A 13786-nucleotide genomic window follows, 5' to 3' on the forward strand; every position below is an offset into this window, starting at 1 on the left:
CCCCGCAGCAATTTGCGCGCCCGGGGGACTCATGCCTAAAAGAACCGATATCAACTCCATCATGATCATCGGCGCAGGGCCCATCGTCATCGGGCAGGCCTGCGAATTCGATTACTCCGGGGCACAGGCCTGCAAGGCGCTGCGCGAGGAAGGCTACCGCGTCATCCTGGTGAACTCGAACCCGGCCACGATCATGACCGACCCGGGGCTGGCCGACGCCACCTACATCGAACCGATCACCCCCGAGATCGTCGCCAAGATCATCGAGAAGGAACGCCCCGACGCGCTGCTGCCCACCATGGGCGGGCAGACCGGGCTGAACACCTCGCTCAAGCTCGACGAGATGGGCGTGCTCGAGAAGTTCGGGGTCGAGCTGATCGGCGCCAACAAGGACGCCATCGAGATGGCGGAGGACCGCAAGCTCTTCCGCGAGGCGATGGACCGGATCGGGCTGGAAAACCCCAAGGCGACCATCGTCACCGCGCCGAAGATGGAGAACGGCAAGTTCGACATCCGCGCGGGCCTGAAGGACGCGATGGAAGCGCTGGAGCACATCGGGCTGCCCGCGATCATCCGGCCCGCCTTCACGCTGGGCGGCACCGGCGGCGGCGTGGCCTACAACCGCGACGATTACGAGCATTACTGCCGGTCCGGGATGGAAGCCTCTCCGGTGGGGCAGATCCTCGTCGATGAATCCCTCCTCGGCTGGAAGGAATTCGAGATGGAGGTGGTCCGCGACAAGGCGGACAACGCGATCATCGTCTGCTCGATCGAGAACGTCGATCCGATGGGCGTGCACACCGGCGACTCGATCACCGTGGCCCCTGCCCTGACCCTGACCGACAAGGAATACCAGGCGATGCGGAACGGCTCCATCGCCGTGCTGCGCGAGATCGGGGTGGAGACCGGCGGCTCGAACGTCCAGTGGGCGATCAACCCCGAGGACGGCCGGATGGTCGTGATCGAGATGAACCCCCGGGTGTCCCGCTCCTCGGCGCTCGCGTCGAAGGCGACCGGCTTCCCGATCGCCAAGATCGCCGCGAAGCTTGCCGTGGGCTACACGCTGGACGAGCTCGACAACGACATCACCAAGGTCACGCCGGCGAGCTTCGAGCCGACCATCGACTACGTCGTCACCAAGATCCCGCGCTTCGCCTTCGAGAAGTTCCCCGGCTCCAAGCCGCACCTGACCACCGCGATGAAATCGGTGGGCGAGGTCATGGCCATCGGGCGCAGCTTCCACGAGTCGATGCAGAAGGCGCTGGCCTCGATGGAAACCGGCCTGACCGGCTTCGACGAGATCGAAATCGAGGGTGCGCCGGACAAGGCCGCCGTCATCAAGGCCCTGTCGCTCCAGACCCCCGACCGGATCCGCGTGATCGCACAGGCGATGCGCCACGGGCTGACCGACATCGAGATCGGCGCCGCCACCGCCTATGATCCCTGGTTCCTCGCCCGCATCCGCGAGATCGTGGATGTCGAGGCCGAGGTCGCCAAGAACGGCCTGCCCGTCACCGAACACGGGCTGCGGCGGCTCAAGATGCTGGGCTTCTCGGACGCGCGGCTGGCCAAGCTTGCCGCGCGGGACGAGGGCAACGTCCGCCGCGCCCGCCGGAACCTCGGGGTGAACGCGGTCTTCAAGCGGATCGACACCTGCGGCGCCGAGTTCGAGGCGCAGACGCCCTACATGTATTCCACCTACGAGGCCCCGGTGATGGGCGAGGTGGAGGACGAGGCGCGCCCGACCGACCGCAAGAAGGTCGTCATCCTGGGCGGCGGTCCGAACCGGATCGGCCAGGGGATCGAGTTCGACTATTGCTGCTGCCACGCCTGCTTCGCGCTGACCGACGCGGGCTACGAGACCATCATGGTCAACTGCAACCCCGAGACGGTTTCCACCGATTACGACACCTCGGACCGGCTCTACTTCGAGCCGCTGACCTTCGAACACGTGATGGAGATCCTCCGCGTCGAGCAGTCGAACGGCACGCTCCACGGCGTGATCGTCCAGTTCGGCGGCCAGACGCCGCTGAAACTGGCGAACGCGCTGGAGGCCGAGGGCATCCCGATCCTCGGCACCACGCCCGACGCCATCGACCTGGCCGAGGACCGCGAGCGGTTCCAGGACCTGGTGAACCGGCTGGGCCTCAAGCAGCCGAAGAACGGCATCGCGCATTCCGACCTCGAAGCCATCGAGATCGCGGCCGAGATCGGCTTCCCGCTGGTCATCCGCCCCTCCTACGTGCTGGGCGGCCGCGCGATGGAGATCGTGCGCGAGATGGAAGGGCTGAAGCGCTACATCCGTGACGCCGTGGTGGTCTCGGGCGACAGCCCGGTGCTGCTCGACAGCTATCTCTCGAACGCCATCGAGGTGGACGTCGACGCGCTCTGCGACGGAGAGACCGTGCATGTCGCGGGCATCATGCAGCACATCGAAGAGGCGGGCGTCCATTCCGGCGACAGCGCCTGCTCGCTGCCGCCCTGGTCGCTGCCCGACGACATCGTGGCCGAGATCGCCGTCCAGACGAAGGCCCTCGCGCTCGAGCTCGGCGTCGTCGGCCTGATGAACGTGCAGTTCGCGGTCAAGGGCAAGGACATCTACCTGATCGAGGTGAACCCGCGCGCCTCCCGGACCGTGCCCTTCGTGGCCAAGGCCGTGAACTCGCCGATCGCCTCGATCGCCGCGCGGGTCATGGCGGGCGAGAAGCTCGGCGCCTTCGACCTGGTGGACCCGAACCTCGACGGTTTCGCCGTGAAGGAGGCCGTTCTGCCTTTCGCCCGTTTCCCGGGCGTCGACACGCTGCTCGGCCCCGAAATGCGCTCGACCGGCGAGGTGATGGGCTACGACCTCAGCTTCGCGCGGGCCTTCCTGAAGGCCCAGCTCGGCGCCGGGGTGGACCTGCCGTCGGAGGGCCGCGTCTTCATCTCGATCAAGGACGCGGACAAGACGGAGCTGATGCTGAAGGCCGCGAAGACCCTGGCGGACCAGGGCTTCACCCTTGTCGCGACGCAGGGCACGATGGACTGGCTGAAGGCCGCGGACATCGCCTGCGAGCGGGTCAACAAGGTCTACGAGGGCCGGCCGAACATCGTCGACCAGCTGAAGGACGGGACCATCGCGCTGGTGTTCAACACCACCGAGAACGCGCAGTCGATCGAGGACAGCCGGGAAATCCGCTCGGTCGCGCTCTATGACAAGATCCCCTACTTCACCACCGCCGCGGGGGCGCAGGCGGCCGTGCTGGCCATCGAGGCCCGCCAGGAAGGCGAGATCGGCGTGATCTCGCTGCAGGACAGCTGACCAATCCCGGAGGGACCGACATGAGCACCATTTTCCTGCGCGCCGCCGCGCTCGCATCCCTGCTGGCCCTCGCGGCCTGCGACGTGCCCTTCGTGCCCGGTATCTGACCTGCGGGCCGCGCGGGGCACCGACCCGCGCGGCGCCCCTCCGGACCGCACCGCCCTCTCCGCACAAGGCGCGCATGGCCAAGCTCTACTTCCACTATTCCACGATGAACGCCGGCAAGTCGACGGTGCTGCTGCAGGCGTCGCACAACTACGTCGAGCGGGGAATGCAGACCTACCTGCTGACCGCGCGGCTCGACGACCGGGCGGGCGCGGGGCGGATCGCCAGCCGGATCGGCATCGGCCAGAGCGCCGACACCTTCGACGGCGACACCGACCTCTTCGCCCGGATCGAGGCGCGGCTCGCCCAAGGGCCCTGCGCCTGCGTCTTCATCGACGAGGCGCAGTTCCTCACCGAACGGCAGGTGTGGCAACTGGCGCGGGCGGTCGACGACCTGAACCTGCCGGTGATGTGCTACGGGCTGCGGGTCGATTTCCTGGGCCATCTCTTCGAGGGTTCGGCCACGCTTCTGGCGCTCGCCGACGAGATGCGCGAGGTCCGCACGATCTGCCATTGCGGGCGCAAGGCCACGATGGTCGTCCGCCGCGGCGCCGACGGGCGCGCGATGACCACCGGGGACCAGGTCCAGATCGGCGGGAACGAGACCTACGTCTCGCTCTGCCGCCGCCACTGGCGCGAGGAAACCGGCGACAGCCCCGAGGCTTGACCCGCGCGCCCGGCCGACGGCATTACTCGAAGCGGGGCAGAAAAGGCGAATTGCATGGCGCGGACCACGACCCGAGGATCGAGCTGGACCCGGCGCGCCGCGCTGGCGCTCCTGATGCTGGCCGCCGCCTGTTCTCCCCGGCCCGGACCCGAGGCGCTCAATCCCGCCGCCACGCCGCCCGATCCGGCGCGGGTGCACCGCATCTACGTGGTCACCACCCGTGCCGCGCGGGATGCCTTCCGGTCCGAGCCCTCTTTCGTCACCCGATACGGCTTCTACGACGTGTCGGTTCCGCCCGACCACGGCGGCACGAAACTGACCTTCGACCCGGTCTCGCCCGATCCCGCGAAGGATTACTTCGTCTCGGACAGCGGCCTCATGGAGCGCGAGGCCTTCTACCGCGCCGTCTCCCGCAACCGGGCGCAGGAGCCGGGCGTCTTCGTGCACGGGTTCAACACGACCCATTCCGAAGGGGTCTTCCGCCTCGCCCAGCTGACCGCCAGCGCCGGATACACCGGGGCGCCGATCCTCTTCTCGTGGCCCTCCGAGGGATCGCCGCTCGATTACGTCGGCGACCGGCAGGGCGCGCTCTTCTCCCGCGACCCGCTGGCCGAGCTGATGATCGAACTGACCCGTCGCAACCGCGACAACGTTATGGTCTTCGGCCACAGCATGGGCGGCTTCCTGATCGTCGAGGCGCTGCGCACGCTCAGCCTGTCGGGGCGCCGCGGCGTGCTCGACCGGCTCGAGACGGTGCTTGCCTCGCCCGACATCGACGTGGCGCTCTTCGCGCGGACGATGCGCGCGATCGGGCCGCTGCGCAATCCCGTCGCCGTGCTGACGGCGCCGGGCGACCGTGCCCTGGCGATCTCCTCCACCATCTCGGGCGGACGGGTCCGGCTGGGCTCGCTCGGCGTGACCGACCCACGGGTCGCCGATGTGGCGACCCTCGGCAATGTCGAGCTGGTGGACATGTCGGCCGTCGCGACCGACGACCGCTTCGGGCACGACCGCTACATCCATCTGGCCGGGCAGTTCTCCCGGCTCCAGAGCGCCTCCGGCACCAGGACCGGCCTTCGGGGCGCGGGGGCCTATGTGCTCCGCTCGCTCGACGATGCCTTCCTCGAACCGGTCTTCGACCAGATCGACATCCAGTAGCTCAGTTGACGAGGTTCGGCGGCTCCTCGCCCGCAAAGAAGGCGCGCAGGGTCTCGACCGCCATCAGCCCCATGGCCTCGCGCACTTCCAGCGCGGCGGTCCCCAGATGCGGCAGCAGCGTCACGTTCTCCATGCGACGCAGCACCTCGGGCACCACGGGCTCGTTCTCGTAGACGTCGAGCCCCGCGCCCCGCAGCGCGCCCGACTGCAGGGCCGCGATCAGCGCCGCCTCGTCCACCACGTCGCCACGCGAGATATTCACGAAGATCGCGCCGGGGCGCATCGCCGCAAGGAACTCGGCGCCCAGTATGTGCCGCGTCTCGGCCCCGCCCGGCACGGCTGTCACGACGATCTCCGCCTCGGAGGCCAGGGTCTGCAGGCTCACCTGCTGCGCCGGGAAATCGACCGGTTTCTCCGAGCGGTTGGCATAGATCACCTCCATCCCGAAACCGAAATGGCAGCGCCGCGCGATGGCCTGCCCGATCCGGCCCATGCCGACGATGCCCACCTTGCGGCCGGTGACATGCATCCCCAGCATCTGCGTCGGGTGCCAGCCTTCCCACAGGCCGGACCGGACGAGGCGCTCGCCCTCCCCCGCCCGGCGCGCGGTCGACAGGATCAGCGTCATCGCCACGTCCGCCGTGGCATCGGTCACCGCGCCCGGCGTGTTCGACACGGCGATCCCCGCCCTGCGGGCCGCGGCGGCGTCGATGTGATTGTAGCCCACGCCGAAGTTGGCGATGATCTTGCAGCGCGGGGCGTTGAACTCGGCAAAGGCCTGCTGGTCGAAATTGTCCCCCAGCGTGGCCAGCACCCCGTCGTGCAGCACCAGCGCGGCCCGCAGCTGCGAGCGCTTCATCGGCTGGTTGGTGTCGCGCACCTCGATCTCGAAATGCCTCTCGGCCTCGGCCAGCACGCGGTCCGGCAGCGGGCGGGTGATCAGGACCCGGGTCACTGCAGCCGCTCCCCAGGCGCCACGTCGCGGTCCGGCGCGCTCAGCACGATGGCGCCCTCCGCGTCGGCGAACCCCAGCACCAGCGCCTCGGACATGAAGGGGCCGATCTGGCGCGGCGGGAAGTTCACCACGCCCATCACCATCCGGCCGACCAGCGTCTCGGGGGTGTAATGCACGGTGATCTGGGCCGAGCTCTTCTTCACGCCGATCTCGGGTCCGTAATCCACCCAGAGCTTGATCGCGGGCTTGCGCGCCTCGGGGAACGGTTCGGCCCGGACCACCCGGCCGGCGCGGATGTCGACCTTGAGGAAATCGTCGAACGTGATCTCAGCCATCGGCCAGCTCCTTCGATCGTTTCACCGCTGCGGCCACCGCCCGGTCGAGCAGGGAGGGAAAGCCCGTTTCGGCATCCATCAGCACCTCGAGCGCGGCCTGCGTCGTGCCGTTCGGGCTCGTGACATTGACACGCAGCTGGCCCGGGTCCTCCTCCGAGGCCTCGGCAAGCGCCCCCGCCCCCGCGACCGTCGCCTTGGCGAGTTGCAGGGCGAGCTCCGGGGGCAGCCCCTGCGCCGCGCCCGCCTGCGCCAGCGTCTCGATCATGTGGAAGACATAGGCCGGGCCCGAGCCCGAGACGCCGGTCACCGCGTCCATCTGGCTTTCGTCCTCCAACCGGACGACCTGCCCGACCGCGCTCAGGAGCGTCTCGGCCGCGTCGAGATGCGCCGCGCTGCTCGCCCCGTTGCCGACGATCGCGGTGATGCCGCGCCCGACGGCTGCCGGGGTGTTGGGCATCGCACGGACGATCGGGCTCTGCGCGCCGAATTCCGCCTCGAACCGGGCGATCGTCGTGCCCGCCGCGATCGAGACAAAGAGCGTCCGGCCGCCCGACATGGCCCTGAGCGCCGGCAGCGCCTCGCCCATCATCTGCGGCTTGACGGCGATCAGCGCGACCGCCGGGTCCTCGGGCAGCACGCCGTTCAGGTGCACGCCGGTCGATTGCAGCCAGTCCGAAGGCTTCGGGTCGACGACATGCACCGCCTCGGGCGACAGTCCCCGCGCCAGCCAGCCCGCCAGCATCGCGCCGCCCATCTTGCCGCAGCCCAGCAGCACCAGGCCGCGGCGGGTGATCTCTTCGAATGCCATCTCTGCCCCCTGCCTCACTCGTGACGGGGGCAAGACTTACGCGCGGCCGTAGGCCTCTGCAATGGCGACCTGAAGCGCGCTGGCGGGATCGCGGTCGCTCCAGGCGGTCAGCTGGAACGCCGGGTAGTAGCGTTCGCAGCTCAGCACGGCGGCGTTGATCAGCGTGTCGATCTGCTCGGGGCAGGCGAACTGGCCGCCGGCCAGGACGAGGCCGTAGCGGTAGACCATCAGCTTCTGCTCGCCCCACCAGGTGAAGCTGCCGGCCCAGCACTGGTCGTTGATGTGGTTCAGCAGCTCGTAGATCCGCGGGAACTGATCCTCGGGGGGCTCCATCTCGAAGGTGCAGACCATGCGGAGCGTTTCGTCATAGGCGGACCAGGCCAGGGTGATCGAATAGGTGCGCCACTGCCCCTCGACCGCCATCGCGATCTGGTCCTCGCCGATCCGGTCGAAATCCCAGTCGCGGTCCTCGGCCAAGGTCTCGACGATGTCGATCGGATGGATCTCATCCTGGATGTACTGCTCGGAAAGTGCCACGGCGCCACCTCTTTGTTACGTAGCGCGGGAGAGGGCCACGGCCCCCAAGCGCTAGGTGCCTGCTCTAGAAATCGGAGGGATTTCCCCGAGTTCCTACAAAATATGGTGGGACCAGTTTCGACCTCTGTAAAGCAATTTGTTGTGGAAAACCGCAATAACTTGTGGATACCACGGGATGCGGCACATCCTGCAGTCGCTCCGGCGTGGGTAGGTGACCGGGAACGGTGCGAGGCCGGGCGAACCGGGCAGCCCCGCGCCCGGGCGAACTGGCAGCCCCGCGCCCGGGTCCCGTCAGTTACCCCACCGCGCGGTCGTCGCCTGCTTCGTGCCAGTCGCTCTCGTCGTCTTCCGTCCACCCGGCGCCTTCGATGATCCGGAAGCGGGACCCCGCCTCGACCAGTTCGGCCGAGCGCTTGCGCAGGGCCGCGGTCGAGGCCGTGGTCTCCTCGAACATGGCGACGTTCTGCTGGGTGACGTTGTCCAGTTGCAGCATCGCCGCGTTCACCTCCTGGAGGGAAATGGATTGCTCCGAGGTGGCGCTGGCCACGGAATCGATCGCGTCCCGCAGCCGGGTCACATAGGAGGCGATCTCGCGGATGGAATCGCCCGCCCGGCTGATCTTTTCGGCCCCCGCGCCGATCTCGTTCTCGGAGGTGGCGATCAGCCCGTTGATCTCTTTCGCGGCGTCCGAGGAGCGGTGGGCCAGCGCCCGCACCTCGGTGGCCACGACGGCGAAGCCACGGCCGGATTCGCCCGCGCGGGCCGCCTCGACCCCGGCATTGAGGGCCAGGAGGTTGGTCTGGAAGGCGATGTCGTCGATCAGCGCCGTCACCTTGGAGATCTTTGACGAGGAGGCCACGATCCGGTCCATCGCCGCAACCGCACTGTCGACCACCTCTCCGCTCTCGTCGGCCACCTCGCCCGCGCGGTTCGCCATGCCGCGCGCCTCTTGCGAATTCTCGGCCACCGATTTCACCGAGGCCGTGAGTTCGGTGACGGCGGCGGCGGTCTCCTCGAGCGTGGCGGCCTGGGTTTCGGTCCGGCGCGAGAGATCCGCGGAGGCGGCGGCGATCGCCGCGGCTTCGGAATCGATGCTGGTGGCATTGCCCATCACCTCTTCCACGAGGCGCCCGATCTCTACCAGCGCCTCGTTGAAACCGTCCTGGAGGCGCGCGAAATCCCCTTCGAAATCGCCAGCCATCCGGACGGTGAAGTCGCCGCGGGCCATTTCCTGGGTCACGGCCGAGACCGCCGCGACCCCGCGGGCGACGCTGGCGAGCAGGTGGTTGAAGTGGCGGGCCAGACGATCCAGGTCCTCGACCCCGTAGTCGCGGTCGATCCGGACCGAGAAATCCCCGGCGCTGGCGGCCGAAACGGCCTCGGCGATGCGGCGCTGCAGGTCGTCCTGCTGCGCCTGCCGCGCCGCCAGCGCCTCGCCATCGCGGCGCATCCGGGCCTCCAGCGCCTTCTGGTCCTCGAGCAGGCGCGCCTGTTCGGCGGCCATCGCCTGCTGTTCCCTGGCCTGCGCCTCCGACTCGGCGCGCAGCTTCTCGTTGTGGCGGAGCGTCTCGCCGAATTGTGCGGCCACGCCCGCGATGATGCCGATCTCCGTCTCGCCGATCTGGCGGGAGAAATCGACATCCGTCTCGCCATCGGTCAGGCGCTTCATTCCCGAGGCGATCATCGCGGCAGGGCGCACGGCGGCGGCATTGAGGATCACGCCCACGAGGGCCGAAATGGCCAGCCCGGCAAAGAGCACGAGCCCCGTGACCGCCATGGCGATGAGGTTGACGCGATGCAGCTCCGCATCGAGCGCCTCGGCGGATTCCTCGACGTTCAGCAGAAGCGCACGGTCCAGCACGCCGAACCCGCGGACGGCCGGCGCATCGTCCACCCCGACCGCGGCATCGATCGCCTCGGCGTCGGCGCCCTCTTCCACCATCTCGCGCACCTTGGCGAGCCCGTCGCGATAGGCCTCGACGACGCCCGAGATGTCACGCAGGGCCGCGAATTCACCGGCGCTGATATCCAGGCTCCGATAGCGGTCTATCTCCTGCGCGGCGCGGGCCAGCCCCGCTTCCGCACGGTCGGCCATCTCGGGCTGCTTGTAGAGGATGTAATCCTTGAACGCGTGGACCGCGCCCCCGTAGCCGAGCGCCAGGCGCAGGCTGCGCACGATGCCGGTCTTGCTGGCCTCGTCGCCGGCGACGCGGCGCGAGAAGATGGAGTTCAGCGCGGCGATCGCCGGGGCGTCGTCGATCGCGGTCGCAGCGGCAAGCACCTCGGGCGTGGTGCCGATGGCGCGGAGGAATTCGACCTTGGTGTTGTTCGCTTCATAGGCGGCCAGCGTGCGGCGGATGACGGCGACGTCGTCGCGGCTGCGCTGGTCGAGAAACAGGATCTCGTCCAGCGCTGCCAGCGCCGCGCCGATCCGGCGGCTCGCCTCTTCGGGGAACGCGGCGCCACCGCGCAGCTCGGCGTTCTTGTAGGCATGGATCATCCCGCCATAGCCGAGCGCGGCCACCAGGCTGTTGATCGCCGGGTCGAGCGGATTGGCAAGCTCTGCCAGCCGGACCGCGTTCTTTTGCGACAAGGCCACCTGTCGCTGGATGAAGAGGAAGGTCACAACCAGAAGCAGCGAGGCGAGCAGGGTCGTCCCGATGATGCCGAACGCGAGGAGCCGCAGCGACAGCCGCGACATCAAGGACTTGAACACGGGCGTAACCCTCCGGGCCAGTTGCCGGAGGACCTTACCGCGTCAGAAGTAAAGGTTCGGTTGAAGGCAGGACGGGGCCGGCCGTCACGGCCGGCCCCGCCTCAGGATCACTCGAGCTTCGCTTCCAGCGCGGCGATGCGCGCCTCGAGCGCGGCGTTCTCCTCGCGCGCCTTCTGGGCCATGGCGCGCACCGCATCGAACTCCTCGCGCGTGACGAGGTTGCGGTCCGCCAGCCAGCGGTCGATCATCGAGTTGAAGGCCGTCTCGGCCTCGTCCTTCGCGCCCTGGGCGACGCCCATGGCGTTGGTCATCAGCTGCGACATGTCGTCGAAGAATTTCGAACGGGTCTGCATCCGTCACTCCGTGTTCAGGTTTCCCCCTATATGGGGACAACGCCCGGCAGCGGCAAGGTTGACTTCCCCGCGGCCCCCGGCACAGATGCCGCCATGAAGGCCGCGATCCCCTACCCCGACATCTCGCCGGAGATCTTCTCGATCTCCCTTCTCGGCTTCGATTTCGCGCTGCGCTGGTATGCGCTGGCCTATATCGCGGGGATCGTGCTGGGCTACTGGCTTGTGCGCCGCGCGCTGGCCCGTCCGACGCTCTGGCCCGGCGATACGCCGCCGATGACGCGCGATCAGCTCGAGGACCTCGTCTTCTGGATCGTGATCGGGATCATCGTCGGCGGGCGGCTGATCTATACGCTGGTCTACCAGCCGGAATACTACCTCGCGCATCCCGCCGAGATCGTGATGCTCTGGCAGGGCGGCATGGCCTTCCATGGCGGCTTCCTCGGGGTCTGCGTCGCGGTCTACCTGTGGTGCCGTGCGAAGGGGGTGCCGCTGGCGTCCACGGCCGACGCGATGGCGCTCGGCACGCCGGCCGGCCTGTTGCTGGGGCGGATTGCCAACTTCATCAACAACGAGCTCTGGGGGCGTCCGACCGACCTGCCCTGGGGCGTGATCTTCCCCGGCCCCGCGGCGCAGGATTGCCCGGGCGTCGCGGGGCCCTGCGCGCGCCACCCCTCGCAGCTTTACGAGGCGGGGCTGGAAGGGCTGCTGCTGGGTGCGATCCTGATCATGGCGGTCTGGCGTTTCGGGGCGCTGAAACGGCCGTGGCTGGTGACGGGGATCTTCTTCGCGGGCTACGGGCTCGCGCGCTTCATCGTCGAATTCGTCCGGGTGGCGGATGCCCAGTTCATCACCCAGGCCAACCCAGACGGCCACGTGGTCCAGATCGCCGGCACCTTCGGCCTGAGCATGGGACAGCTCCTGTCGCTGCCGATGATCGTCGTGGGGCTGACGCTCGTGGTGATCGCCACACGGCGGCCGCGGGCATGAGCCTGCGCGACCACCTGCTGCGGCGGATCGCCGTGGAAGGGCCGCTGCCGCTGTCGGAATACATGGCGGAATGCCTGCTCAATCCGTCGCATGGCTACTACACCACGCGCGATCCGCTGGGTGCCGCCGGGGATTTCGTCACCGCGCCCGAGATCAGCCAGATGTTCGGCGAGATGCTGGGGCTTTGCCTGGCGCAGAGCTGGCTTGACCAGGGGGCGCCCGCGCCCTTCGCGCTGGCCGAGCTGGGGCCCGGTCGGGGCACGCTGATGGCGGACATCCTGCGGGCGACCGCGCGGGTGCCCGGGTTCCGGGACGCGGCGCAGGTGCATCTGCTCGAGGCGTCCCCCGCCCTGCGCAAGCGGCAGGCCGAGACGCTGGCAGGGGCCGCGCCGGTCTGGATCGACCGCGTCGAGGACCTGCCGGAGATGCCGCTCCTCCTCGTGGCGAACGAGTTCTTCGACGCGCTGCCGATCCGTCAGTTCCGCCGCGACGGCGGCGCCTGGCGCGAGACGGTGGTGGCGGCCGAGGGCGAGGCGCTGCGCTTCGGTCTCGGACCGCTCGCGCCGCTCGCCGCCCTGGCCGCGCGGCTCGAGGATACGGCCGACGGCGACATCGTGGAGCTCTGCCCCGCGGCGCCCGCAATCGCCCGGACCATCGGCACGCGGATCGAGGCCCACGGCGGCGCGGCGCTGATCGTGGATTACGGCGACTGGCGGTCCCAGGGCGACACGTTCCAGGCGATGCGGGCCCATGGCAGCGCGGATCCGCTCGAGACCCCGGGCGCGGCGGACCTGACCGCGCATGTGGACTTCGAACCGATCGCCGCAGCCACGCCCTCGGCCCATTCGCTGCTGACGCCGCAGGGGGTGTTCCTCGAGCGGCTCGGCATCACCGGGCGGGCCGAGCGGCTGGCCGCGGGGCTGGACGGCGAGCGCCTCGCGTCCCACATTGCTGCACATCGCCGCTTGACCCACCCCGCCGAAATGGGTTCGCTGTTCAAAGTGCTCGCCTTCCATCCGCATACGGCCGGCCCTCCACCGGGGCTCGAAGCCGCGGGACACCGGGAATGACCTTGGAAATCCTGACCTCCGATTCGCTCAGCCCGCTCCGGCATGGCTTCTTCACCCGTCGCGGCGGCGCCTCCTCGGGCATCTTTTCCGGGCTGAACTGCGGCCGCGCCTCGTCGGACCAGTCCGAGATCGTGGCGATCAACCGGGCGCGGGTCGCGGGCGCGATGGAGGCCGAGCCGGATGCGCTCTGCGGCATCCATCAGGTCCATTCCGCCCGTGCCGTGGTGGCCGATCCCGACGCGCCGCCGGTCCAGGCCGACGGCATCGTGACCGACCGGCCGGGCCTCGTCCTGTCGGTGCTGACCGCCGATTGCCAGCCGGTGCTCTTCGCCGATGCGGAGGCCGGCGTCATCGGCGCGGCCCATGCGGGCTGGCGCGGCGCGCTCGACGGGGTGCTCGAAGCGACGGTGGAGGCGATGGAGGCCCTCGGCGCGCGGCGCGAGAACATCGCGGCGGTGATCGGGCCGGCGATCAGCCAGAGCGCCTATGAGGTCGGGCCGGAGTTCATGGACGATTTCATGGCCGAGGATCAGGGCAACGCGCGGTTCTTCGCGAACGGCGACGGAGACCGCTATCATTTCGACCTGCCCGGCTACGGGCTGCATCGGCTGCGGGCCGCGGGGGTGGGCCATGCCGAATGGATCCGGCACTGCACCTATTCCGATCCGGACCGCTTCTTCTCCTACCGCCGGGCGACGCATCACGGAGAGGCGGATTACGGGCGCCTGATTTCGGCCATCCGGCTCTGACCCGGCACGCGAGCACCACGCTTTCGCCCCATTTCCGGGGGAATC

The 13786-nt window shown here is 69.0% G+C and carries 12 protein-coding genes; 6 read left to right on the forward strand and 6 right to left on the reverse strand.

Features of this window, described 5'->3' with window-relative positions:
- Positions 1-31 precede the first annotated feature (31 nt).
- The 3 genes from carB to Q344_RS23550 all read left to right on the forward strand — a co-directional run bounded on the left by carB (position 32) and on the right by Q344_RS23550 (position 5231).
- Entirely contained in the window at positions 32-3301 is a 3270-nt protein-coding gene (gene carB / locus Q344_RS0109075; protein ID WP_028286414.1) for a carbamoyl-phosphate synthase large subunit, read from the forward strand.
- A 181-nt stretch (positions 3302-3482) separates the two neighbouring features.
- Positions 3483-4073: a thymidine kinase gene (locus Q344_RS0109085; protein ID WP_028286415.1), complete on the forward strand. Its 591-nt coding sequence runs from the start codon at positions 3483-3485 to the stop codon at positions 4071-4073.
- Positions 4074-4127: 54 nt separating this feature from the next.
- Positions 4128-5231 carry an alpha/beta hydrolase gene (locus Q344_RS23550; RefSeq protein WP_051630433.1) on the forward strand — a complete coding sequence of 368 codons (1104 nt, stop codon included), beginning with the start codon at positions 4128-4130 and terminating at the stop codon, positions 5229-5231.
- 1 nt (position 5232) lies between these two features.
- Here the strand turns inward: Q344_RS23550 and Q344_RS0109095 are convergent, their stop codons facing one another.
- The 6 genes from Q344_RS0109095 to Q344_RS0109120 all read right to left on the reverse strand — a co-directional run bounded on the left by Q344_RS0109095 (position 5233) and on the right by Q344_RS0109120 (position 10935).
- The gene (locus tag Q344_RS0109095) at positions 5233-6186 is read right to left on the reverse strand and encodes a 2-hydroxyacid dehydrogenase (protein ID WP_028286416.1); all 954 of its coding nucleotides are present in this window, start codon (positions 6184-6186) and stop codon (positions 5233-5235) included.
- Positions 6183-6521 (reverse strand): tRNA-binding protein, encoded by a 339-nt coding sequence (locus tag Q344_RS0109100; protein WP_028286417.1) that lies wholly within the window; start codon positions 6519-6521, stop codon positions 6183-6185. The genes Q344_RS0109095 and Q344_RS0109100 overlap by 4 nt, the downstream gene beginning before the upstream one ends.
- On the reverse strand, positions 6514-7329 hold the full coding sequence (gene proC, locus Q344_RS0109105; RefSeq protein WP_028286418.1) for a pyrroline-5-carboxylate reductase: 816 nt from the start codon (positions 7327-7329) through the stop codon (positions 6514-6516). Before proC ends, Q344_RS0109100 begins: the two co-directional genes overlap by 8 nt.
- Before the next feature lie 36 nt (positions 7330-7365).
- Positions 7366-7866, reverse strand: coding sequence for a type III secretion system chaperone family protein (locus Q344_RS0109110; protein WP_028286419.1), 501 nt, complete (start codon positions 7864-7866; stop codon positions 7366-7368).
- Positions 7867-8161: 295 nt separating this feature from the next.
- Complete coding sequence (locus Q344_RS25095) at positions 8162-10582, reverse strand: methyl-accepting chemotaxis protein (protein WP_156954656.1); 2421 nt, start codon at positions 10580-10582, stop codon at positions 8162-8164.
- A gap of 107 nt (positions 10583-10689) precedes the next feature.
- The gene (locus Q344_RS0109120; RefSeq protein WP_028286420.1) at positions 10690-10935 is read right to left on the reverse strand and encodes an accessory factor UbiK family protein; all 246 of its coding nucleotides are present in this window, start codon (positions 10933-10935) and stop codon (positions 10690-10692) included.
- Between the two features lie 93 nt (positions 10936-11028).
- On the opposite strand from Q344_RS0109120, the gene lgt reads away from it, so the two are divergent.
- From lgt to pgeF, 3 genes are read left to right on the forward strand one after another with little or no spacing between them, the layout of a single operon-like run.
- On the forward strand, positions 11029-11922 hold the full coding sequence (lgt, locus tag Q344_RS0109125; RefSeq protein ID WP_028286421.1) for a prolipoprotein diacylglyceryl transferase: 894 nt from the start codon (positions 11029-11031) through the stop codon (positions 11920-11922).
- Positions 11919-12992 (forward strand): class I SAM-dependent methyltransferase, encoded by a 1074-nt coding sequence (locus tag Q344_RS0109130; RefSeq protein ID WP_028286422.1) that lies wholly within the window; start codon positions 11919-11921, stop codon positions 12990-12992. The genes lgt and Q344_RS0109130 overlap by 4 nt, the downstream gene beginning before the upstream one ends.
- Complete coding sequence (gene pgeF / locus Q344_RS0109135) at positions 12989-13741, forward strand: peptidoglycan editing factor PgeF (RefSeq protein WP_028286423.1); 753 nt, start codon at positions 12989-12991, stop codon at positions 13739-13741. The genes Q344_RS0109130 and pgeF overlap by 4 nt, the downstream gene beginning before the upstream one ends.
- Positions 13742-13786: the final 45 nt, after the last annotated feature.

This window comes from Pseudooceanicola nanhaiensis DSM 18065, from assembly GCF_000688295.1.
GTDB lineage: Bacteria > Pseudomonadota > Alphaproteobacteria > Rhodobacterales > Rhodobacteraceae > Pseudooceanicola > Pseudooceanicola nanhaiensis.